Origin of the sequence: Streptomyces sp. NPDC088794 (assembly GCF_044750545.1) — a bacterium.
Lineage (GTDB): Bacteria > Actinomycetota > Actinomycetes > Streptomycetales > Streptomycetaceae > Streptomyces.
Window position 1 is genome coordinate 235,704 of the sequence record NZ_JBIVKB010000008.1, and the last position, 22,538, is coordinate 258,241.

A 22,538-nucleotide genomic window follows, 5' to 3' on the forward strand; every position below is an offset into this window, starting at 1 on the left:
GTCATGACACTCGACATCCAGATCCAGAAGGTCACCGCGCACATCGGCGCCCGCGTCTCCGGCGTGGACATCTCCCAGCCGCTCGCGGAGGACACGGTCGCCGCCCTCCGCGAGGCCCTCAACACCCACAAGGCCCTGGTCTTCGACGACGTCCACCTCGACGACGCCGAACAGGAGGCGTTCGCCCGGCACTTCGGCGACCTCACCACCGCCCACCCGACCGTGCCCTCCGTCGCCGGCGCCCCGAACGTGCTGCCCGTCGACAGCGAGCAGGGCCGCGCCAACCACTGGCACACGGACGTCACGTTCGTCCTGAACCCGCCGCAGGCCAGCACCCTGCGCAGCATCACGCTCCCGCCGTACGGCGGCGAGACCCTGATCACCAGCTCGGCCGCCGCCTACCGCCAACTCCCGCAGCCGCTGCGCCAGTTGGCCGACACGCTGTGGGCCGAGCACACCAACGACTACGACTACGCGGTGCCGGTGGAGGACATCGACGAGGACAAGGCGGCCCAGCGCGCCCAGTTCACGTCCATCAAGTTCCGCACGGCCCACCCGGTGGTCCGCGTCCACCCGCTGACCGGTGAACGCGGCCTGTTCATCGGCGGGTTCGCGCAGCGGATCGTGGGCCTGTCGGTCGGCGAGTCCCGCAAGATCCTCGACCTGCTCCAGTCGTACGTCACCCGCCCGGAGAACATCCTGCGCCACCGCTGGTCCCCGAACCAGCTCGTCCTCTTCGACAACCGCATCACCCAGCACTACGCCGTCGACAACTACGACGGCCTCCCCCGCCGCCTGAACCGCGTGACCGTCGCGGGAGACGTCCCCGTCGGCATCGAGGGCAAGGAGAGCTACGCGATCGAGGGCGACGCCTCGCACTACACGTCCGTGGCGGCGTAAGGACCCGCCGTTCCGAAAGACCCCCGCGGTGCACCCGCGGGGGTCTTCTTGTTGCTAACGTGTAGTTGCAAGTCTTGTGCAATAAGAGGTTCGGAGGGGAACCCACCCATGCCCGTCTACACGCTTCCCGACCTGCCGTACGACTACTCCGCGCTCGCCCCCGTGATCAGTCCCGAGATCGTCGAGCTGCACCACGACAAGCACCACGCGGCCTATGTGAAGGGTGCCAACGACACGCTGGAGCAGCTCGCGGAGGCGCGGGACAAGGAGTCGTGGGGGGCGATCAACGGGCTGGAGAAGAACCTGGCGTTCCATCTCTCCGGGCACATCCTGCACTCGATCTACTGGCACAACATGACCGGTGACGGGGGCGGCGAGCCGCTGGCGGCGGACGGTGTGGGGGACCTGGCCGACGCGATCGCCGAGTCCTTCGGGTCGTACGCCGGCTTCAAGGCGCAGCTGACCAAGGCGGCCGCGACCACGCAGGGTTCGGGCTGGGGTGTCCTCGCGTACGAGCCGCTCAGCGGGCGGCTGGTCGTCGAGCAGGTCTACGACCACCAGGGCAACGTCGGACAGGGCGCGACCCCGATCCTCGTCTTCGACGCCTGGGAGCACGCCTTCTATCTCCAGTACCGGAACCAGAAGGTCGACTTCATCGACGCCATGTGGGCCGTCGTCAACTGGCAGGACGTGGCCCGGCGTTACGAGGCCGCCAGGTCCCGCGCGGATGTGCTGCTGCTCGCCCCCTGAGGGCGCGATGAACGTCCTGCCTCGTGATCGTCTTCTCAACCTTCACCGGCAGGCGGAATGACGGAAGCCCCTGGGAGGACGTGACTCCCAGGGGCTTCCCATGTGGCGACGGCCTACCGGTTGTCCGGATCGCAGGGCACGTTCAGGGACAGCAACGCCGTCGATCCCGTGATGCCCACCCGGAGTTCGGTGATCGCCGCGTTGCGCAGGCTCGGGAAGACCCGGCGGTACTCCCTGGCCGGGATCGACAGCAGGGTGCACAGGACCAGGCGGAACAGGGTGTTGTGGGCGACCACCAGGACCCGTTCGCCGTAGTGCGCGGCGGCGATCCGGCGCAGGGCCGCCGCTCCGCGGGCCGCGGCGGCCCGTGGGTCCTCGGCGCCGGGGAAGGGGTTGGCGGCCGGGTCCACGCGGAAGGCCTCGGCCCGGGTCGGGTAGGCGGCCGCGAACTCCGCCAGCGTGCGCCCCTCCACCACCCCGAAGTCGCACTCCCGCAGGTCGGGGTCGAGGGACGGGACCAGGCCCAGGGTGCGGCAGGCGGGTTCGGCGGTGGCCACGGCCCGGGACAGCGGGGAGGTCCACACCGCGTCGACCGGACGGGCGGCGATCCATCGCCCGAGCGCCTCGGCCTGCGCCACCCCGGTAGGGGTCAACGGGACGTCACTGACACCGGCGTAGCGGTTCTCGTCGTGCCAGACGGTCTGCCCGTGCCTGGCCAGCAGAAGGGTGGTGCTCATGGCTTCGGAGTATCCAGGCTCGGCGGGAGTACGCGTACGCGGCGCGACGTCGGTCCGCCGTCAGTCCGCCGTCGTCCCGGTGCGGCGGGCGTGCGCGTGGGCCGCGACCGGCGCCGGGAGCCAGCCCCGCGCGGTCAGTTCGTCGATCAGGCGGCCGTACGGCTCGGCGAACAGGGCCGTGCGGGCGGGGTCGGGTTCGAGGACCGAGTGGATGCGGACCATGCGCTCCGCGATCTCGGGCAGGGGGCCGCGGCCGGTGCCGTGGGCGGCCAACGCGGCCATGCCCAGGGCCGGTTCGGTCTGGTGGGGTACGCGGGCGGGGCGGCCCAGGACATCGACGCGCAGCTGGTTCCAGTACGCGCTGCGGGCGGCGCCCCCGGTGAAGGTGAGGGGGCCGTCCAGCGGGGCGCCCAGCTGGTCGAGGTAGTCCACGCAGAGCCGCTCCGCGAAGGCCACACCCTGGAGCAGGGACGCCCACAGGTCGGCCCCGTCGGCGGGCTCGCCCAGCACGATCGCCGAGGCGGCCGGCGCCAGGAACGGGAACCGTTCACCGGGTGACACCAGCGGGTACGTCACCGCGCCGGACGGTTCGTGGGCCGCCGCCCGTGCGTCCATCGCGGCCGGGTCGGCGCCCGAGAAGGCCGCGGTCAGCACGCCCGCGCCCACGCTCGACGCCCCGCCCGGCAGCCAAGTGCCGTCCGGCGCACGGTGGTTGTAGACCACGCCGGTCTCGTCGCGGACCGGGGTGACGGAGGCGCCCTTGAGGACCAGCGTGGTGCCGAGCACCGAGTTCCAGGAGCCGGGCCGCAGCGCGCCCGCCGCGATCTGCGCCGCGCAGCCGTCGGTCATGCCGGCGATCACCGGCGTGCCGGCGGGGATGCCGGTCGCCTCGGCGGCGGCCGACGTGACCTCACCGAGCCGGCTGCCGGGGCGTACGACCTCGGGGAACAGCTCGTCGGGCAGGCCCAGTTCGGCCAGCGCGGTGTGCGGCCAGGCGCCGGCCTCCGCGTCGTAGCCGGTCTTGAGGGCGTGACTGGAGTCGGCGGGCGGCGGCTCGCCGATGAGCCGGGCGACGATCAGGTCGGGCTGGTGGGCGAGCCGGAGCCGGGGCGGGCGGGGCGGGTGGACCAGGCGGAGGTGGGGGTGCGGGCGGGAGGCGGATCCGGGGTGGGAGGCCGACCCGGAGGGCTGCCCGGCGCGCCGTCCGCCACCCCCGCTCCGGCCCCGGAGCGGACCCGCGCCGCCCGCGCCCCGGCCGCCCGCACCCTCGTACTCCCCCGCCAGCCACAGCACCTTCGGCAGCGCCCAGGTGTCCTGCACCGCGAGGCCCGCCCGGCGCGCCCGCGCGGCCTGGGCCGACGCGCGCCCGTCGTCGTACATGAGCGCCGGCGTCACCGGGCGGCCGGTGCCGTCCGTCAGGAGGACCGTCCCCGAGGTGCCGCAGACCGCGAGGCCCCCGACGCGTACGTGCAGCCGGTCGGCGAGCGCGGCCCGGGACGCCGTGCGCAGCGCCCGCCACCAGTCCTCCGGGTCCTGCTCGTGCCGCACCCCGTCCCGGCGTCCGGCGAGCGGTGCCGAGCCCCGGCCGAGGACCGTCCCGTCGGCCGTGACCAGCAGTACGCGGACGCTCTGGGTGCCCAGGTCGACGCCCAGCCACGCCTCGCCCTCATCCGCCGCCATCCGGACCTCCCACGCGTCACGACCGACTCTGAGAACTTCACACCCATCATCGATATTGACCCGAGTTTTTCGCTCGCGCGAGGGATTGACGGCCGACATTCGCCGTTACACGCTCGGTTGGCGGTCCAGTACGACGGATGCCGACGGGATGTCTGCGGATCACGACGCCCGATGACCACGACGGACGACCATGAATCGGAGGGGCCATGAGCGGCAGTGCCCAGCAGGGCCCCGCGGTCCGCCGCTCGGCACTGGCCGAACTCGTCCTGGCCGAGGGCTCCGCGACCGCCGCCGATCTCGCCGAGCGCTTCGGCGTGAGCCTGATGACGATCCACCGGGACCTCGACGAGCTCGAACGGCAGGGGATCGTACGGAAGTTCAGGGGCGGGGTGACCGCGCAGCCGTCCGGTGTCTTCGAGTCGAACGTGCAGTACCGCCTGAAGACCATGCTCGCCGAGAAGGCCGCGCTCGCCGACCGCGCGATGCGGCAGCTGGAGCCCGGCATGGCGATCATGCTGGACGACTCCACGACCGCACTGGAACTGGCCCGCAGGCTCCGCCTCGGCGAGATCACCCCACTGACGGTGGTCACCAACTTCCTGGAGGCCATCACCCTCCTCGCCGACCAGCGCGGTATCCACCTGATGGCGCTGGGCGGCGACTACGACCCGCTGCACTCCTCCTTCCTCGGCGTCTCCTGCGTCGAGGCGGTCCAGTCCCTGCGGGTGGACGTCTGCTTCGCGTCGACGTCTGCCGTGCACGGCGGTTACGCCTACCACCAGGAGCAGCACATCGTGTCGGTGAAGCGGGCGATGCTCGACTCGGCCGCGCGCAACGTGCTGTTGATCGACCACACCAAGCTCGCCCGGACCGCCCTGCACCGGGTCGCCCCGCTCTCCCGCTTCGACCTGCTCCTGGTCGACGACGGCGCGCCGGCCGAGGCACTGCGGGACCTGGACGAGCACAAGGTCCGCTACGAGGTCTGCCCGACGGGAGAGCCACCGCCATGAACAGCCCCCTCCCCGCGCCGAACCACCCCGTCCGTGTCCTGGCCGCCGGTGACCACTTCGTCGTACCCGGTCTGATCACCCGCGCCGTGACCGACGAGCTGCGCGAACGAGAAGCGTCGGTACGGGAGTTGACCCTGCCGTGGCCGCTCGAACCGTTCGGTCCGGTCGCCGAGGTCGAGGAGGCGAGCGGCACCGAGGACGGACTGATCGAGGCGCTCGCCGACGACCGCGAGGTGCTGGTCACGCAGATGGCACCGGTCACCGAACGCGTCCTGGAGTCCGCCCCGGGGCTGCGCCTGGTCATCGTGTGCCGCGGCGGCCCGGTCAACGTCAACCTCGACGCGGCGAAGATCCACGACGTCCGTGTCTCCTACGCGCCGGGCCGAAACGCCGCCGCCACCGCCGAGTTCGCCGTCGGCCTGCTCCTCGCGACCCTGCGCCGGATCCCGCAGGCGCACAACCTCCTCGCCGGACAGGGCAGTTGGCAGGGCTCGGCCTACTACACGTACGAACACAGCGGTCTGGAGCTGGAGGACCTCCCCGTGGGTCTGGTCGGCTACGGCGCCGTCGGCAGCCGGGTGGCGCGGGTGCTGTGCGCGTTCGGGGCGCAGGTGATGGTCTACGACCCCTATGTCCGCGGCGAGATCCACGGGCTGCGGGTCTCCTCCCTCGACGAACTCCTGCGCCGCTCCCGGGTGATCACCCTGCACGCCCGGCTCACCCCCGAGACCCGCGGTCTGATCGGCTCCCGCGAACTCGCCCTGCTGCCCGAGGGGTCGGTGGTCGTGAACGCGGCCCGCGGCCCGCTGCTCGACGAGAACGCGCTCTGCGAGGCGCTGGAGAGCGGGCGGTTGTCGGCGGCGGGACTCGACACGTACGAGCGGGAGCCGGTGCCCGCGGGGTCACGGCTGTTCGGGCTCGGCGACCGGGTGGTGATGACCCCGCATCTGGGCGGGGCGGCGCGCGCGGTGGCGGAGAAGGCGGCGCGGATCGCGGCGGCGGAGGTGGGGCGGTGGGTGCGGAGGGAGCCGCTGGCGCACCAACTGACGTGAGCGGCCGCCGACTTACAAGGCGAAACGCCGTCGCCGTGTGACGTGAACCCCGCCCCCGCACACACATCAACGTCCGCCCCGAGGAGGCCCCCGGCATGTACATCGGCATCGATGTGGGCACGTCCGCCGTGAAAGCCGCCGCCTTCGACCACGCCGGTCGTGAACTGGCCGTCGAGGCAAGCCCCGTGGGCCTCGCCCTGCACGAGGGCCGGGTCGAGCAGGACATGTACGAGGTGTACCGGGCGGTCGTCGGAGTGCTGGGGCGGCTGACGCTGCGGGTGCCGGGGCCGGTCGAGTTGGCGGGGCTGACCGGGCAGGGCGACGGGGTCTGGCTGGTCGACGGGCAGGGGATGCCCGTGCGTCCCGCCCTGTCCTGGATGGACGGCCGGGCTCATGAACTGCTCGACGGATGGCTGGCGGACGGCACCTTCGAGACGGTGTTCCGCCGCACCGGCAGCGCCATGTTCCCGGGCTGCCCCGGCCCGTTGCTGGCCTGGCTGGACCGGCACGAGCCGAAGTCCCTCGACGCGGCCGCCACCGCCCTGTACTGCAAGGACATGGTCTTCGGACGGCTGACAGGGGCGCCGGCCGGCACGGATGTCTCCGACGCGTCGATGCCGTTCCTCGACCCGCGGACCCGGAGGTACGACGAGTCGGTCGTCGAGCTGCTCGGCCTCGGTCACCGGCGCGGACTGCTCGCGCCCGTCGGCGACCCGATCACGACCGCCGAGGCACGCGGCGAGGGCCTGCCGGCCGGGACGCGGGTGTCGAACGGCCCGTACGACCTGGCGGCCTGCGCGCTCGGCGCGGGTGTCACGGCTCCCGGCGACGGTCTGCTCATCGTCGGGACCTGTCTGGCCGCGCTGGTCGCCACCACCGAGCTGGATCTGAGCGGCGAGCCGGCCGGCCTGTACATCTCGACCGACCGGCCCGGGCACCGGCTGCGCGCGATGCCGGCGATGGTCGGTACGGCGGCCCTGGACTGGGTGCTGTCGACGACGGGCGTCCGGCACGAGGAGGTCGACGCGCTGCTCGCCGGGACACCGCCCGGGGCGCACGGCGTCCGCGTGCTGCCGTACTTCGCCCCGTCCGGCGAACGCGCCCCCTTCGTGGAACCCCGCCTGCGCGCCGAACTCACCGGCGTCAGCCTGGAGTCGACGAAGGGCGACCTGATCCGCGCCACCTGCGAGGGCATCGGCTACGCGGCCCGGCACTGCCTGACCGCGGCCGGCCTGACCGGCACCCTCGCCGTCTGCGGCGGCGGCACGCGCAGCCCCGCGTGGATGCAACTGCTGGCCGACGTCCTGGGCCGCCCGCTCCGGGTGACCGAGGGCGAAGTGGGCGCCCGCGGCGCGGTCATGGCGGCGGCCACCCGCCACGGCATCCCCCTGGACACGACCGCATGGACCCGCCCGACCCGCATCGTCGCGCCTGACCCGGACCGCGCGGCGTACTACTCCACGGGTTTCGAGGACCACCTCGGCCGGCTGGCGGTGGCGCGCGACCGGAGCCGGTGAGACCGGAACGGACAGGTTCTGACCGACGGGTCCGAGGGCCGGTGATTCCAAGGCCACTGGGTCCAGGGCCGCTGGATCCGAGGGCCGGTGGATCCAGGGCCGCGTACGCGCGGCGAGGGCGGGTCGAGCGGTCCGAACCACGCGACGAGCCCCCGACCGGCCCGACCTGGCCGCGCGACGCGTACCCGGCAGCGGTCGCGTGCCTCGAAGCGCGGCGCAGGACGGCCGCCGTCGAGACCCGACCCGCCCCCGCGAAACCCCGCAAGGGCCGCCGTCTAGGGCCTGTCCGGCGGATCAGGCCGGCTATGAGGTGCGGTGCCTCTTGGCCGAGCCGAGCGGGGTCTGGTGCGTGCAGCTGCAAGGCGGAGGAGGGAGTCGACGCGGAGCGTCGGCGACCGACGACAACGCGGCAGATGTGCGTGCCGGGGCCCGCGACGCCGGACTGATCCGCCGGACAGGCCCTAGCCGGATCCCGCCTTACCGGACCCGGTGATTTCGGGAGCGGGCGCGGGCGAATCGCGGTGTACTACCGGCCTGGTCGTGCGTGGCGAGGAGGCGTTCATGACTGTGCTTCGACGGTGGTGCCCGAACTGTCTCGGGTGGCAGGACTTCCAGATGATGAACGGGGCCGAGAAGGCCGCGGTCCGTGACGAGAAGGGGTCCCGGCACTACGTGGAGGACCTGTGGCGCTGCGTCGTCAAGGGCTGTGTCCGGTACCAGCCCGCGTACCACGCGCGAGGCGGCGGCGATCTCCCCGAGAGGTTCCGGGAGGAGAAGGCCGCCGCCTCTGAGTAGGGATGTCTACAGGTTGCTGAAGTCCGGGCCCGCCGTGCGGCTGCGCTTGATCTCGTAGAAGCCCGGGACCGAGGCGACCGCGACCGTGCCGTCCCACAGGCGGGCGGCCTCCTCGCCCTTGGGGGCGGGGGTGACGACCGGGCCGAAGAAGGCGATCTGCTCACCGTCGGGGCCGGGCACGGCGATGACGGGGGTGCCGACGTCCTGGCCGACCTTGTCGATGCCCTCCTTGTGGGAGGCGCGCAGCTCGGCGTCGAACTCGAAGTCGTCCTGGTCGGCGTAGTCGATCAGGTCGGCGGGCAGGCCGACGTCCGCGAGCGCGCCGGCGATGGCCTCACGGGTGGGGCCCTCGCCCTGGTTGTGGATGCGGGTGCCGAGCGCGGTGTAGAGGGGGCCGAGGATGTCCGCGCCGTGCTTCTGCCAGGCCGCGGTGACCACGCGGATCGGCGCCCAGGCCTTGGTGGACAGCAGCTCGCGGTACTCCTCGGGCAGCTCGTCCAGCTTGGGCTCGTTGAGCACCGCCAGGCTCATGATGTGCCAGTGGACCTCGATGTCCCGCACCTTCTCCACTTCCAGCACCCACCGGGAGGTCATCCAGGCCCAGGGGCACAGCGGGTCGAACCAGAAGTCGACGGGGGTCTTGGTGGAGGTGGTCGCGGTCTCGGACATTGCTCTCCTCAAGAAATACGGCTCTTTCCGCGGACAACACCGGGGGCGGCCGCCCTCATTCCCGGGTGCCCCCCGTCAGGGGCACATGGCAGGATCGGTCCTGTTCCGCCGTATTCCCGCTCTGTCCGTCATGCTCGAAGGAGTGCCGTCCGTGCCCGGTGAGAATCTGTCCCGTGACGAGGCCCGCGAGCGGGCCGCCCTGCTGTCCGTCGACGGGTACGAGGTGTCGCTCGACCTGCGCTCCGCCGTCGGCGACGCGGACGGCGAACCGCGCACCTTCCGTTCGGTGACCACGATCCGCTTCCGCTGCAACGAGCCGGGCGCCACCAGCTTCGCCGACCTGATCGCGCCGAGCGTGACGGCCCTCTCCCTCAACGGCAGGGACCTCGACCCGGGCGCGGTCTTCGACGGCGTACGGATCCAGCTGGAGGACCTGGCCGCGGAGAACGAGCTGGTCGTCGACGCCCGCTGCGCGTACTCCCGCACCGGCGAGGGCATGCACCGCTTCGTCGACCCCGAGGACGGCGAGGTCTACCTCTACACGCAGTACGAACCGGCCGACGCCCGCCGGGTGTTCGCCAACTTCGAGCAGCCCGACCTCAAGGCCCCCTACCGCTTCGAGGTGCGCGCGCCGGAGGGCTGGACGGTGTGGTCCAACGGCGCCGGCACGCTGACCGACGGCGTGTGGCGGTTCGCGGAGACGAAGCCGATCTCGACGTACATCACCTGCGTGACGGCGGGCCCCTACCACTACGTGACCGACTCCTACGAGCGCGTCCTCGAGGACGGTACGAAGCTGGAGATCCCGCTCGGCGCGCTGTGCCGCAAGGGCCTGGCGCCCTACTTCGACGCGGACGACATCTTCCTGGTCACCAAGCAGGGGCTGGACTTCTTCCACGAGTACGTCGACTACCCGTACCCCTTCGGGAAGTACGACCAGGCGTTCGTGCCCGAGTACAACCTCGGCGCGATGGAGAACCCGGGCCTGGTCACCTTCCGCGAGGAGTACATCTTCCGCGGCAAGGTGACCCGGGCGTCCTACGAGAGCCGGGCCAACGTCATCCTGCACGAGATGGCGCACATGTGGTTCGGCGACCTGGTCACCATGGAGTGGTGGGACGACCTGTGGCTCAAGGAGTCCTTCGCCGACTTCATGGGCGCGTTCGCACTGGTCGGCGCGACCCGCTTCACCGACGGCTGGATCACCTTCGCCAACCGCCGCAAGGCCTGGGCCTACCGCGCCGACCAACTCCCCTCCACACACCCGATCACCGCCGACATCCGCGACCTCCAGGACGCCAAGCTCAACTTCGACGGCATCACGTACGCCAAGGGCGCCTCGGTGCTCAAGCAACTCGTCGCGTACGTCGGCCAGGACGCGTTCCTGGAGGGCGCGCGCCGCTACTTCAAGCGGAACGCGTACGGCAACACGCGCCTCGCCGATCTGCTGTCGGTCCTCGAGGAGACCAGCGGGCGGGACATGGCGTCCTGGTCGCGGTCCTGGCTCCAGACGGCCGGGGTCAACTCCCTCACCCCGCAGGTGGTGCTGGACGTCGAGGGCGGCCGGATCGCCGAGCTGACCGTGCTCCAGGACGCGGCCGAGTCCTACCCCGAACTGCGCCCGCACCGGGTGGTGGTGGGCCTGTACCGGATGCAGGACGAGCGGCTCGTCCGGTACGAGCGGGCCGAGGTGGACGTCGACGGTCCGCGGACGGTCGTGGTGGAACTGGCCGGTGCGGACGCCCCGGAGCTGGTGCTGGTCAACGACGACGACCTCACGTACTGCAAGACCCGCTTCGACGCGACCTCGCTGGACACCCTGCGCGAGCACCTGGGCGCGCTGACCGACCCGATGGCACGTGCCCTGTGCTGGTCGGCGCTGTGGAACATGACCCGGGACGCGCTGCTGCCCGCGCCGGACTTCATCGACATGGTGGCGCGGTTCGGGCGCCGCGAGACCGACATCGGCGTGCTGCAGATGCTGCACGCGTGGGCCGACTCGGCGCTGGTGAACTACTCGCCGCCGTGGTGGCGCAAGACGGGTGGGGAGATCCTGGCGGACATCGCGCTGCGGGACCTGCGAGGGGCCGCGGCGGGCAGTGAGCAACAGCTGGCGTGGGCGCGGTTCTTCGCGTCGGTGGCGTCGGCGCCCGGCGATCTGGCGTTGCTGCGGGGGCTGTTGGACGGCACGGAGACGATCGAGGGGCTGGCCGTCGACCAGGAGCTTCGCTGGGCGTTCCTGGAGCCGCTGACCTCGCACGGGGCGGTGGACGAGGCGGTGCTGGCCGCCGAACTGGCCCGGGACGACACGGCGTCCGGCAAGCGGCACCAGGTGCGCTGTCTCGCCGCCCGGCCGTCGGCGGCCGTCAAGGCGCAGGCGTGGGCCCAGGTGGTCGAGTCGGACGCGCTGTCCAACGCGCTGGTGGAGGCGACCATCGCGGGCTTCCAGCAGCCCTCGCAGCGGGAGTTGACGGCGCCGTACGTGGAGAAGTACTTCGCGGCGATCGAGCGGGTGTGGGAGCAGCGGTCGATCCAGATCGGGATGGACGTGGTGCGGGGGCTGTTCCCGGCGTACCCGACGGCCGAGGACGCGCAGTCGACGCTGGACGCGACGGACGCGTGGCTGGCGGCGCACGAGGAGGCGGCGCCGGCGCTGCGGCGGCTGGTGCTCGAGGCGCGGGACGATCTGGCGCGGGCGCTGCACGCCCAGGCTTTGGCCAATTATTAAGCCGCGGGTCACCGTTACGGAATCCGGTCAATCACACCCGTAACCCCTGGTCCTCCCCATTCGGACCAGGGGTTTTCGGGGCCTTATCGGCATCCGAACACCCGTCCTTTAGTGCCGCCTTGTCCGTATTTGTCGACGGGCGTGTAACAGCGGTTAAAACGCGGCTGTGGCGCGGGAAACCCCCAGTCATGAACCACAACACCCCGCTCTCCCCCCGCCCGCTCCACCACCTCGCCGAGGTCCACCGCCGGGTGATGACGGCGGCCCAGCTCCGCTCGCACGGTGTGTCCGCCGCGGAGACGAACGAGCAGTGCCGGCCCGACGGCCCCTGGCAGCAGCTGCTGCCGGGGGTCGTGCTGCTGCACCCGGGCCCCTCGACCGGCGAGGAGCGGCTGCACGCGGTGCTGCTGTACGCGTCCCGCGAGTCGGCCCCCGGGGTGCCGGCCCAGCCGAACCCGCAGGAGCCGCACCGCCCGGTGTACACGGAGGTGATGGTCACCGGTCTCGCGGCGCTGGCCCTGCACGGCTTCGCCGCCGCGCCGCCGCTGCCGTCCCTGGACCGCATCGACGTCCTGGTGCCCCGGCTGCGCCGGCTGCGCTCGACGGGCTGCGCGAGGATCGTGCGCACCGCCGCGATGCCGACGGCCGAGCCGCGGCTGGGGGTTCCGGTCGCGCCGGTGGCCCGCGCGCTGGCCGACGCGGTGTCCGAGCTCGCGGACGCGGAGGCGGTACGCCGGCTGCTGACCGAGGCCGTGCGCGGCGGGCACTGCGAACCGGCGGCGGTGGTACGGGAGTTGAACACGGCGAAGCTGCTGAGCCGGCCGCACGTGGTGGACGCGGTGGACTCGCTGCTGGCCGAGGGCCGCGCGATCGCGGAGGACCGGCTCTACCGCATGGTGAGTGAGTACGGCCTGCCCGACCCGGTCTGGAACGTGGACCTGCGCCTCCCGGGCGGCCCGCACCTCGGCGGCCTGGACGCGTACTGGCCCGAGCAGGCGGTGGCCGTCGAGCTGGACACCCGCGCCCCGCGCCAGGACGAGGACGCCTTGTGGTCGGAGTACGCCCGCAAGCGCGAGCACCTGGAGCGGCTGGGCATCACGGTCGTCTACGTCACGCCCAAGAAGCTGCGCGACGCGATGGAGCAGCAGGCGGCGGTCGTCCGCACGGCCCTGATGGCGGCGGGCGACCGCGATCCCGCCGCGTATGTCGTGGTGCTGCCCCGGTAGTGACGGACCGGGGCCGTATCAGGAGGGGAGAGGAGGGGCCGCCGGGCCTTGGGGGACCGGCGGCCCCTCCTCATGTGCGCGGCGCGAGGGGGGGCGAACTGGCCGGTGGATCAGCCGAGTTCCGGGATCGGTTCGTCGTGGACGTCGTGGACCACGTGGTCCAGCAGGTCGGCGTACGCGGCGATCATGCGGGTGCGGCTGAAGCGTTCGCGGCCGGCCGCCAGGGCGTCGGAGAGGATCACGCGGTCGGTGACCGCGGCGGACCAGGCGTAGGCGATCGCGTCGGGGTCGAAGGGGGTCACGAAGCCGTGGCCGGCGACGATGGACGCGCTGTCGCCGACGTCCGTGGTGACCGGGACCGCGCCGCACATCATGCCCTCGATCAGGCACAGCGGCGCCGCCTCGCCCGAGGACGAGGTGAGGGCGACGACGTCGGAACCGGCGTACACGCTCTCCATGTCCTGCCGTACGCCCAGCAGGTGGACCCGGTCGGCCACAGCCGCACGGTCGTCGCCGAAGGCGATCTCCATGTCGGCCCACAGGGCGGGGTTGGTGTCGGTCATGCCGGCGCCGCACATCACGACGTGGCCGCCGCCCTCGCGGGTCAGCCAGGCGCGGGCGGCCCGCAGGAAGAGGGAGACGTTCTTCATCTGCGCGTAGCGGGCGGCGAAGACGACGACCGGGGCCGTGGCGGGGATGCCGAGGGAGGTACGGAAGGCGAGTCGCGCTGCCGGGTGCGGGCGGAAGCGCAGGAGGTCGACGCCGTTGGGGATGACGTGGAGGAGGTCGCCGGGGATGCCGGCGGCCTCGTAGGCGTCGCGGGTGGACTCGGCGCAGCAGACGCAGGCCACGACCTTGCCCTCGTCGATGGCGGTCTTGAGCTCGTCCAGGGCCGGGCCCTGGTTCTCCGGGTCGGACCGGTGCAGGCACACCACGACCGGGCGGCGCGGCAGGCCCGCCTGGTTGAGGAGGGCCAGGGGCTGCTCCTTGAGGGAGAGGATGACGTCCGCGCCGGCCATCGCCCGGGCGGTGTCGGCCAGTTCGGGCCCGGTGAACACGGACGCGGCGACCGTGCCGTCGACCAGGCCGGCGCTGCGGCCCAGGGAGGTGACGTCGATCCCGCCGGCCGTCAGTGACCGGTAACAGGCGTCGTCCTCCATCCGCTGGGTCGTGGCCTCCCGGTGCACCTCACCGTGCAGACTCAGCACCCGATGCCACTGCTGACTGCCTTCCACCAGTCCCAACAGCACATCGCTGTGCACGATCCGGGCTCCTCCGGAGAAGAAACCCTCGTAGACCGACAGCACACGCAGCCCGCGCCTCGCACGCACACGACCACCCGCCTTGCACCAGATCGAGCCATCCCCGTGAAGCCAGCGGGTTAGGCGTTATGAGGCGGTACAGACGTTTCAGACGAATGAACGCGGCGTCTCGTGTCGAAGTCGTCTGCGTTTACTCGGAACGCGTCGGTCCGCCCGCCCGCGCCGCCTTCCCGCACGGCCTTCGCCCGCCTCCCTGACCTGCTGCTTTGTCGCGCTCCACAGGCCGCGCCGGTCCAGTGACCGGCGCGGCCCAGGGCAAAGAAAACGGCAAGGACGATACCCGGACGGACCAGGGTGTAGGCCATGAGAGCGACCGGGCGAAACAGAGCTGCCTGCTTGCCCTACTTGCCCTACTTGCCTTACTTGGCGCAGAACTCGGCGTCGATGACCGCCACGCTGTCACCGGACCAGTCGCCGTTGAAGTTCAGCGCGAGGCTGTGCCTGCCGTCGGCGGTGGCGACGGCCTCGCTCGTGGAGCCGTGGATGCCGCCGCTGTGGCCCCAGACGGAGACGCCGCAGGAGAGGTCGTACCGGATCAGGCCCAGGCCGTAGGCGGCGTTCGGGAACTGCGGCGAGGAGATGGTGGTCTTCATCTCCTTCAGCTGCCGGGGCGGCAGCAGCCGTCCGCCGAGGAGCGCGCGCACGAAGCGGTTGAGGTCGGCCGAGTCGGAGATCATCGCGCCGGCCGAGGAGGCGGCGGTCGGGTTGAGCCTGGTGACGTCGTAGGTGGGTCCGGTCGCCGTGTCGGCCAGCTTGGAGTAGGCGCGGCTGCTGGGCGCGCCGACGGTCGTGCGGTCGCCCGGGACCGAGGTCTCGTCGAGGCCCAGCGGTTCGATGACACGCTTGTCGATCTCCTGGCCGTAGGAGTGGCCGGTGACCTTCTCGATGACCATGCCGGCCAGGACGTAGTTGGTGTTGGAGTAGTTCCAGGAGGTGCCGGGCGCGAAATCCGGTTCGTGGGTCAGGGCGAGGTCGACGAGGTCGGCCGGGTCGCGGTGGTCGTAGCGGTGCTTGAAGAAGCCGTCCGGGCGGAACAGCCGGCGCTGGAACTCCTCGTCGGACGTGTAGTCGAAGAGGCCGCTGGTGTGGTTGAGCAGCTGCCGGAGCGTGATCTTCCGGCCGTCGTTGCCGTTGCCCCGGACGACGCCGGGCAGCCACTCGTCGACGGTGTCGTCGAGGGAGAGCCTGCCTTCCGCCTCCAGTTGGAGGAGCACGGTGGCGACGAAGGTCTTGGTGATGCTCGCGATGCGGTAGTGGTCGTCGGCCGACCGCGGGGCGCCCGTCCGCAGGTCGCCCACGCCCTCGGTCGCCCGCCAGGTGCCGCGGGTGTCGCGCGCGGTGGCCGTCACGCCGGGCACCCCGTCCGCCACGGCGGCCCGGATCGCCTCGCGGGTCGCGTCGTGACCCCGGTCGGCCGGTGCCGCGAAGGCGGGAGCCGCCAGGGCCAGCGACAGCACGGCTGCCGTCGCCGCCACGGTCGCCCGTACACGTACGGTCATGTCTTTCCCCCTGTCTCGCCCGCTCGCCGTCGGAGCGGGTCGTGGTCCGTTCGGGGGCGAAGACCTGAGGTGATTCAGGTGGGTTGCTCGGCTGTGGACCGGTTGAGTGGCTTTCAGCCCTTCTTCAGGACCAGTTCCGTGTTGCGGTCGGTGGCCTTGCCGCCGAGCACCTGGCTGGCGCCGGGGGCGTTGTAGGAGACCTCGCGGTAGAGGGCGGCCAGGCCCGTCTGGGAGAGGTCGGCGAAGTCCGTCCGGTGCGGGGCCGCGGACTCGACGAGCGTGGTGAACAGAGACAGCGTGCCGTCCTTGTTGTCGGCGATCTCGATGACGCGGGCGAGCTGCGGGTAGTCCACGTGCGAGGCGGTGGAGATCTCCCAGAAGGAGCGGCCGTCGGGCGCCGAGTGCGGGGTGATCTCGTTGCGGTGGATGTGGCCGTTCACCCAGGCGAGCACGTTGCGGTGGCTGCCGAGCAGGGCGATGACCTCCTGGCCGTTGTGCCGCCGCTCGCCGGGACGCGCCGGGTCGGCGTGCGAGGTGTTGGTCATCGAGTGGCTGGTGTGGTGGCTGAAGACGATGACGTACGAGTCCTTGTGGTCCCGCAGTTGCCGGTCCAGCCACTTCAACTGGGCCGAGCCGATGGACCCTTCGTAGTGGCCGCCCGGGTCGGTGGTGTCGAGGCTGATGCCCACCACGTCGTCGGCGATGCGGAAGGTGTAGTACTGCGTGCCGGCGGCCAGGTTGGCGCTGGAGTAGCCGTGGCCGACCGGGCCGACCCCCTGGTGGGCGGGGTCGAGGTGGGCCTTGAGGTAGTCGGTCGCCGTGTACGGCGCGCGCCTCTCGTCCGGCGTGACCGAGCGCATGTCCCGGGTGTGCGCCTTGAGCAGGTCCCGGAAGGCGAGGCCCTTGGGGTCGTTGCCGCTCTTGATGAGCTTCTGGAGCTTGGCCGACTCGGACGCGGACAGCGACATGAGCTTCTTGCCGCCGACCGCGAACTCGGCGAGCCAGGAGTCGCCGTGGCCGTAGCAGCCCAGCGGCAGGCTGTCGTGGTTGCCGACCGTGGAGTACCAGGGCAGGTTGAGGCCGGGGCTCCGCACCTCGCGGATCGCGGCGTTCAGGTAGCCGCCCAGGTGCGGGAAGCCGAGTTGCTTGTCGCCGTCGCGGATCGTCGAGTCGGGCTGCCAGAACAGTTTGCTGCCGCTGTTCTGGACGCCCTCGTAGTGGCGCGGGTCACCGGTGTTGGGGGTGATCCGGCCGCCGCTCATGATGGTCAGGAACCACTCCAGCTCGGACTTGGCGTTGTTGTCCGTGTTGTCGCCGGTGGTCATGGCGAAGTGCAGCGGGCTGCCGGTGACGGGCGCCCCGCGCAGGGCGTTGACCCGCTCGACCAGCGAGACCGCGCCCTGGACGGTGAGCGCCTCGTGCGGGCGCCAGGCGTGCCGGTCGGCGGAGCGGACGTACTCGAGCCGCATCGGGTGCTGGCTGTCGATCAGGTGCAGGTCGGTCAGCTGCACGAACGCGGCGAGCGCGGTACGGCGGCCGGCCCGGCCCGACTTGGCCGCGGCCAGCTCCCCGCGCACCACGCGGGACCAGCCGGTGCCCGAACCCAGGCGCCGGAAACCGGAGTTGGTGCGGGGGGCGGCGACGGAGGCGAGGGTGGTGCCCTTGGTGTAGGGCGCCAGGGGGGCGGCCGGGGCCTGCCGGGAGTCGGCGACCGGGGCCTGGTGGGCGATGCCGCTCGCGGGTGCTGCGGAGGCGGCCTGGCTGTCGGTGGGCCGCAGGGCGTAGCCGACGCCCGCGGAGACGGCCGCCGCTCCGGTGACGGCGAGGACGGTACGGCGGTTGACCGCCGGCTTGGGACCGGCGACAGAGCGTATGCGCGACATGGCGCGATCTCCCCGAGTGCGAACGCGTCGGCAGGGTCGCGGGACGGTCGCTGTCGCGAACTTCCCGCTCGCTCTGGAGCCTTGGCACCGGGAATGACCTGCGCGTGAACGAGGCCGCAACGCGCAGCGCCGATCACCGTACGTCGATCTTGGACTACCCTCCGCGCCCACGACCGCTCCTCGGACGGCCCGGAGCCGGTCACGCACTGTTCATCTTTCGGGGTACTGAAGCTATTCCAGGCGCCCCGCCGCCGGCCGCTCGCGCCACAGCCGCAGTCCTACGTCGACCAGGCCGACGCGGCGCAGATCGGCCACCTTCTCCAGTGGATGCCAGGCCGCCAGGTCGGTGGAACCGCCGACCTCCGGGCGCAGTTCGCCGCCGGTCACCCGGCCCTCGTAGACGAGCCGTACGCCGTGCCGGTCGACGGTGCGGCCGAAGCGGTGCGTGGTCGTGAGGCGGAAGGAGTCCACGCCGAGCAGTCCGGTGACCTCGATGTGGTAGCCGGTCTCCTCCTCGACCTCGCGCAGGACGGTCTCGTAGGGGTCCTCGCCGTGCTCCATGCCGCCGCCGGGCAGCGTCCACTCCGGCCGGCCGTGGCGGTCGGTCCAGCGGGCCAGCAGGATCTGCTCGTCGCGGACGCACATGGCGTAGGCCGCCACCCTCAGCTTCTTGCGCACTCCCACACTCCCGTTATAACCGTTGTCCTTGACGTCAAGAGTTAAAGTGGGAGGACGCAGCCGGTCGTAAGGAGCCCCCATGTCCACCGTCCTCCCCGACCCGCGCCCCCTCACCGGCGAGCCCCTCGCGCTCGATCTTCTCAATACGCGGTGGGTGGCGGAGGGGTCGGCGCACGATCTGCTCACCGACACCGACGGACTGGCGGTGTGGCTCGGCGCGAACGGTCTCGCGGACCGGTTCGCCGCGGACGCGACGACCCTGCGGCACACGCTCGGGGCGCGCGACGCGCTGCGGGCGGCCGTGGCCGGGGCGCCGGGCGCCGCCGAGGCGGTCGACGCCGTGCTCGGGCACGGACGGATCCGGGCCACGCTCACCGCCGAGGGGCCCGGGGAGCGGCCCGAGTTCGCCGACCCGGCGTGGGGTCCGGCCTGGCTGGCGGCGCGCGGCTATCTGGAGCTGCTGACGGCCGCCCCCGACCGGATCCGCGGCTGCGCCCACGAGACCTGCGTCCTGCACTTCTTCGACACCTCGCGCAACGGCACCCGCCGCTGGTGCTCCATGGCCACCTGCGGGAACCGCGCGAAGGCCTCGCGGCATTACGCGCGCTCGAAGGAAGTGTGAACCTTGGTGTGATGTGCCGGGTTTGACGGGTATTGACCTCAAAGGGCATCGCGGGTTTTCCCCATACATCGTCATCATGTCGGTCAACACTTCCCAAACAACTGTCCCTTGGGTAAAGCTGAGCGATCGTTCACGCCCGTTCCTTTACCTCCAAGGGATGCCGATGACCCACTCCCCCCAGCGCGATCCGATATCCGGCGGTGCGAGACGCATGGCGCGGATCGCCGTGGCCGCCGGCCTGGTCGCCGCGCTCTCCGCGGCGGGGCCGATACCCATGGCCTTCTCCGCGGACGACCCGGCCACCACCACCCCGGCCGACGACGTCGTCAAGTCCGCGCACGACAAGCTCGGTTCCGACGACGCGGACCTGCTCGCCGAGGCCAAGGCGGCCGGCGACAAGAACGTCACGATGATGATCGCGACCGCTCCCGGCCAGACCGAGCAGGTCGCCAAGCAGCTGGACGCGGTCAGCGGCGGCCTCGTGGGCCGCACGTTCGACAAGGTCGGCTACGTCAGCGCCACCGTCCCCACCGCGAAGGCGGACTCGGCCATCGCCGCCGCCGTCAAGCTCTCCTCCGTGCACGGCATCGACCTGCGCGAGGAGATCCCGCTGGACGACCCGAGCACCAAGAGCGCGGGCAAGTCCGCCTCGGCGGCCGTGACCTACCCGGCGCCGAGCAGGAAGACCCCCGCCGAGAACCCGTACAACCCGTCCTTCGAGACGGGCGCCGTCGACTTCGTGCAGGACCACCCGAAGGCGGACGGCCGCGGTGTCACCATCGGCATCCTCGACTCGGGCGTGGACCTCGGCCACCCCGCGCTGCAGAAGACCACCACGGGTGAGCGGAAGATCGTCGACTGGGTGACGGCGACCGACCCGATCGCCGACGGCGACGCCACCTGGCGCGGGATGATCACCTCGGTGTCCGGCCCCACCTTCACCTACCAGGGCAGCACCTGGTCGGCGCCCGCCGGCTCGTACCGGATCAGCGTCTTCAGCGAGAGCGCCACCACGGGTGGCGACGCCGCCGGCGACGCGAACCGCGACGGGGACACCACGGACAAGTGGGGCGTCCTCTACGACGCCGCCGCCGGCACCGTGCGGGTCGACCTCAACAACAACCACGACTTCGGTGACGACACCCCGCTGAAGCCGTACAAGGACGGCTTCCAGATCGGGTACTTCGGCACCGACAACCCGGCGACCGACGTCGTCGAGCGGCAGCCGTTCGTCGTCGAGATCCGCAAGGACGTCGTCTACAACGCGGCCGGCTCGAAGGCCGACTTCGTCAACATCGGCGTCATCGAGTCCGAGCACGGCACGCACGTCGCGGGCATCACCTCCGCCAACGGCCTGTTCGGCGGCAGGATGAACGGCGCGGCCCCGGGCGCGAAGATCGTCTCCTCGCGCGCCTGCACCTGGACCGGCGGCTGCACCAACATCGCGCTCACCGAGGGCATGATCGACCTCGTCGTGAACCGCGGTGTCGACATCGTGAACATGTCGATCGGCGGCCTGCCCGCGCTGAACGACGGCAACAACGCGCGCTCCGAGCTGTACACGCGGCTCATCGACACCTACGGCGTGCAGCTGGTCATCTCGGCCGGCAACTCCGGTCCTGGCGCCAACACCATCGGCGACCCCGGCCTGGCCGACAAGGTCATCTCGGTCGGCGCGACCATCTCCAAGGAGACCTGGGCGTCGAACTACGGCTCGGCCGTGAAGACCAAGTACGCGATGATGCCCTTCTCCTCGCGCGGTCCGCGGGAGGACGGCGGCTTCACGCCGACCCTGTCCGCGCCGGGTGCGTCGATCAACACCACCCAGACCTGGCTGCCGGGCGCCCCGGTCGCCGAGGCGGGCTACACGCTGCCGGCCGGCTACTCCATGCTCCAGGGCACCTCGATGGCGTCCCCGCAGGCCGCGGGCGCCTCCGCGCTGCTCCTGTCGGCCGCCAAGCAGAAGAACATCGAGCTCACGCCGCTCACCCTGCGCACGGCCCTGACCTCGACCGCCGACCACATCAAGGGTGTGCAGGCGTACGAGGAGGGCGCGGGCCTCATCAACATCCCCGACGCCTGGGAGTCCATCAAGGACGGCGCCACCGCCCACGACTACGCGGTCAAGGCGCCGGTCGACACCGCGATCGACTTCGCGCTGAAGACGCCGGGCTTCGGCACCGGCCTCTACGACCGCGAGGGCGGCCTGAAGGCCGGCCAGAAGAAGACGTACGACGTCACCATCACCCGTACGTCCGGTGCGGACAAGGCGATCCGGCACGAGCTGCACTTCGAGAACAACGCCGGTGACACCTTCAAGATCCTCGGCTCGGACGAGCCGAAGCTGCCGCTGAACCAGCCGGTCACCGTCAAGGTGCAGGCCAACCCGAAGTCCGCGGGCCTCAAGAGCGCCATCCTGGAGCTCGACGACCCGAGGACCGAGGGCCTGGACAAGCAGATCCTCACCACGGTCGTCGTCTCGGCGCCGGTCAAGTACACCTACTCCGCGTCGAGTTCGGTCCAGCGCAACGCCACCCAGTCGTACTTCGTGACCGTGCCCGAGGGCGCCAGGTCGCTGGAGGTCGCGATCGGCGGGCTGAAGGACAAGAGCCAGACCCGGTTCATCGCGATCCACCCCTACGGCGTTCCGGTGGACAACACCTCGACGCCGTTCTGCTACAACAACTACCTCGACGGCAACGGCTGCCGGCCCGACGTGCGTTCGTACGCCGACCCGCAGCCCGGCGTCTGGGAGATCGAGGTCGAGGCGCGCCGCACCTCGCCGCTGCTCGACAACCCGTACAAGCTGAACGTCGCCGCCTACGGCGCTGCCTTCGACCCGGAGGTCGTGACCGTGCCCGAGGCGAAGGTCGGCACGCCGGTCGCCGCCTCCTGGAAGGTGACGAACAACTTCGCCGCGATCGACGGCAAGCTGGCCGGCGGCCCGCTCGGCTCCGCCAAGTCGGCCCGCCCGACCATCACGGAGGGCGTGACGCAGACGACCACGGTCGAGGTGCCCGCGGGCGCCAAGTCCCTGGACGTCGCCATCGGCAACGTCTCCGACAACGCCGCCGACCTGGACCTGGTGGTGCTCAACGCCGCCGGCACCGAGGTCGGCAGCTCCGCGGACGGCGACTCGGAAGAGGCCGTCTCGGTGCCGAACCCGGCCGCCGGGACGTACACGGTCCAGGTCATCGGCTACTCGGTGCCGTCCGGCTCCACGGCCTACGACTACCAGGACGTGTTCTTCTCCGCCGCGCTCGGCGCGGTCACCGTCGACGAGTCGGTGCCGGTGAAGCTCGGCACGGGCCAGTCCACGACCGTCTCCGCCAGCGTCACCGCCGCGGCGGCCGCCCCGGAGGGCCGCGAGTTCTTCGGCCAGGTCCAGCTGGTGAACGGCAACGGCACGGTCGCCGGCCTCGGCAGCGTGAAGATCGAGAAGGTCACCCCGTAGTCGGTGGTGAGCCGTA

The 22,538-nt window shown here is 71.6% G+C and carries 17 protein-coding genes; 10 read left to right on the forward strand and 7 right to left on the reverse strand.

Annotation, left to right across the window (positions count from 1 at the left end; genetic code table 11):
• The first annotated feature begins 3 nt into the window (after positions 1-3).
• Together ACIP6U_RS23720 and ACIP6U_RS23725 are read left to right on the forward strand one after the other, a co-directional pair.
• Positions 4-900: a TauD/TfdA dioxygenase family protein gene (locus ACIP6U_RS23720; protein ID WP_401721127.1), complete on the forward strand. Its 897-nt coding sequence runs from the start codon at positions 4-6 to the stop codon at positions 898-900.
• 108 nt (positions 901-1,008) lie between these two features.
• On the forward strand, positions 1,009-1,650 hold the full coding sequence (locus ACIP6U_RS23725) for a superoxide dismutase (RefSeq protein ID WP_401721129.1): 642 nt from the start codon (positions 1,009-1,011) through the stop codon (positions 1,648-1,650).
• A 113-nt stretch (positions 1,651-1,763) separates the two neighbouring features.
• On the opposite strand, the gene ACIP6U_RS23730 is transcribed toward ACIP6U_RS23725, so the two are convergent.
• Entirely contained in the window at positions 1,764-2,387 is a 624-nt protein-coding gene (locus ACIP6U_RS23730; RefSeq protein WP_401721132.1) for a histidine phosphatase family protein, read from the reverse strand.
• Positions 2,388-2,447: 60 nt separating this feature from the next.
• The gene (locus ACIP6U_RS23735; RefSeq protein ID WP_401721135.1) at positions 2,448-4,067 is read right to left on the reverse strand and encodes an FGGY-family carbohydrate kinase; all 1,620 of its coding nucleotides are present in this window, start codon (positions 4,065-4,067) and stop codon (positions 2,448-2,450) included.
• 206 nt (positions 4,068-4,273) lie between these two features.
• Between ACIP6U_RS23735 and ACIP6U_RS23740 the strand changes: the two genes are divergently transcribed.
• The 4 genes from ACIP6U_RS23740 to ACIP6U_RS23755 all read left to right on the forward strand — a co-directional run bounded on the left by ACIP6U_RS23740 (position 4,274) and on the right by ACIP6U_RS23755 (position 8,441).
• A complete protein-coding gene (locus ACIP6U_RS23740) occupies positions 4,274-5,077 on the forward strand; it encodes a DeoR/GlpR family DNA-binding transcription regulator (protein ID WP_401721138.1) in 804 nt (267 codons plus the stop codon).
• On the forward strand, positions 5,074-6,129 hold the full coding sequence (locus ACIP6U_RS23745) for a 2-hydroxyacid dehydrogenase (RefSeq protein WP_401721141.1): 1,056 nt from the start codon (positions 5,074-5,076) through the stop codon (positions 6,127-6,129). The genes ACIP6U_RS23740 and ACIP6U_RS23745 overlap by 4 nt, the downstream gene beginning before the upstream one ends.
• Before the next feature lie 95 nt (positions 6,130-6,224).
• Positions 6,225-7,646 carry an FGGY family carbohydrate kinase gene (locus tag ACIP6U_RS23750; protein ID WP_401721143.1) on the forward strand — a complete coding sequence of 474 codons (1,422 nt, stop codon included), beginning with the start codon at positions 6,225-6,227 and terminating at the stop codon, positions 7,644-7,646.
• Positions 7,647-8,207: 561 nt separating this feature from the next.
• Positions 8,208-8,441, forward strand: coding sequence for a hypothetical protein (locus ACIP6U_RS23755; protein WP_401721146.1), 234 nt, complete (start codon positions 8,208-8,210; stop codon positions 8,439-8,441).
• A 6-nt stretch (positions 8,442-8,447) separates the two neighbouring features.
• Here the strand turns inward: ACIP6U_RS23755 and ACIP6U_RS23760 are convergent, their stop codons facing one another.
• On the reverse strand, positions 8,448-9,110 hold the full coding sequence (locus ACIP6U_RS23760) for a DsbA family protein (protein ID WP_401721149.1): 663 nt from the start codon (positions 9,108-9,110) through the stop codon (positions 8,448-8,450).
• 151 nt (positions 9,111-9,261) lie between these two features.
• Here ACIP6U_RS23760 and pepN point away from each other — a divergent pair, with 151 nt between their 5' ends.
• Complete coding sequence (gene pepN, locus ACIP6U_RS23765; RefSeq protein ID WP_401721151.1) at positions 9,262-11,838, forward strand: aminopeptidase N; 2,577 nt, start codon at positions 9,262-9,264, stop codon at positions 11,836-11,838.
• Positions 11,839-12,026: 188 nt separating this feature from the next.
• The gene (locus tag ACIP6U_RS23770) at positions 12,027-13,064 is read left to right on the forward strand and encodes a hypothetical protein (RefSeq protein ID WP_401721153.1); all 1,038 of its coding nucleotides are present in this window, start codon (positions 12,027-12,029) and stop codon (positions 13,062-13,064) included.
• Positions 13,065-13,174: 110 nt separating this feature from the next.
• On the opposite strand, the gene ACIP6U_RS23775 is transcribed toward ACIP6U_RS23770, so the two are convergent.
• From ACIP6U_RS23775 to ACIP6U_RS23790, 4 genes are all read right to left on the reverse strand, one after another.
• Positions 13,175-14,371, reverse strand: a complete 1,197-nt coding sequence (locus ACIP6U_RS23775) for a glycosyltransferase (RefSeq protein WP_401721497.1) — start codon at positions 14,369-14,371, stop codon at positions 13,175-13,177.
• A gap of 374 nt (positions 14,372-14,745) precedes the next feature.
• The gene (locus tag ACIP6U_RS23780; protein WP_401721155.1) at positions 14,746-15,885 is read right to left on the reverse strand and encodes a serine hydrolase domain-containing protein; all 1,140 of its coding nucleotides are present in this window, start codon (positions 15,883-15,885) and stop codon (positions 14,746-14,748) included.
• Between the two features lie 113 nt (positions 15,886-15,998).
• On the reverse strand, positions 15,999-17,768 hold the full coding sequence (locus ACIP6U_RS23785; protein ID WP_401721157.1) for a TIGR03767 family metallophosphoesterase: 1,770 nt from the start codon (positions 17,766-17,768) through the stop codon (positions 15,999-16,001).
• A 231-nt stretch (positions 17,769-17,999) separates the two neighbouring features.
• Positions 18,000-18,446, reverse strand: a complete 447-nt coding sequence (locus ACIP6U_RS23790) for an NUDIX hydrolase (RefSeq protein ID WP_401721499.1) — start codon at positions 18,444-18,446, stop codon at positions 18,000-18,002.
• Positions 18,447-18,525: 79 nt separating this feature from the next.
• Between ACIP6U_RS23790 and ACIP6U_RS23795 the strand changes: the two genes are divergently transcribed.
• Together ACIP6U_RS23795 and ACIP6U_RS23800 are read left to right on the forward strand one after the other, a co-directional pair.
• Entirely contained in the window at positions 18,526-19,068 is a 543-nt protein-coding gene (locus tag ACIP6U_RS23795) for a CGNR zinc finger domain-containing protein (RefSeq protein ID WP_401721159.1), read from the forward strand.
• A gap of 163 nt (positions 19,069-19,231) precedes the next feature.
• Positions 19,232-22,522: a S8 family serine peptidase gene (locus ACIP6U_RS23800; protein ID WP_401721160.1), complete on the forward strand. Its 3,291-nt coding sequence runs from the start codon at positions 19,232-19,234 to the stop codon at positions 22,520-22,522.
• Positions 22,523-22,538 lie beyond the last annotated feature (16 nt).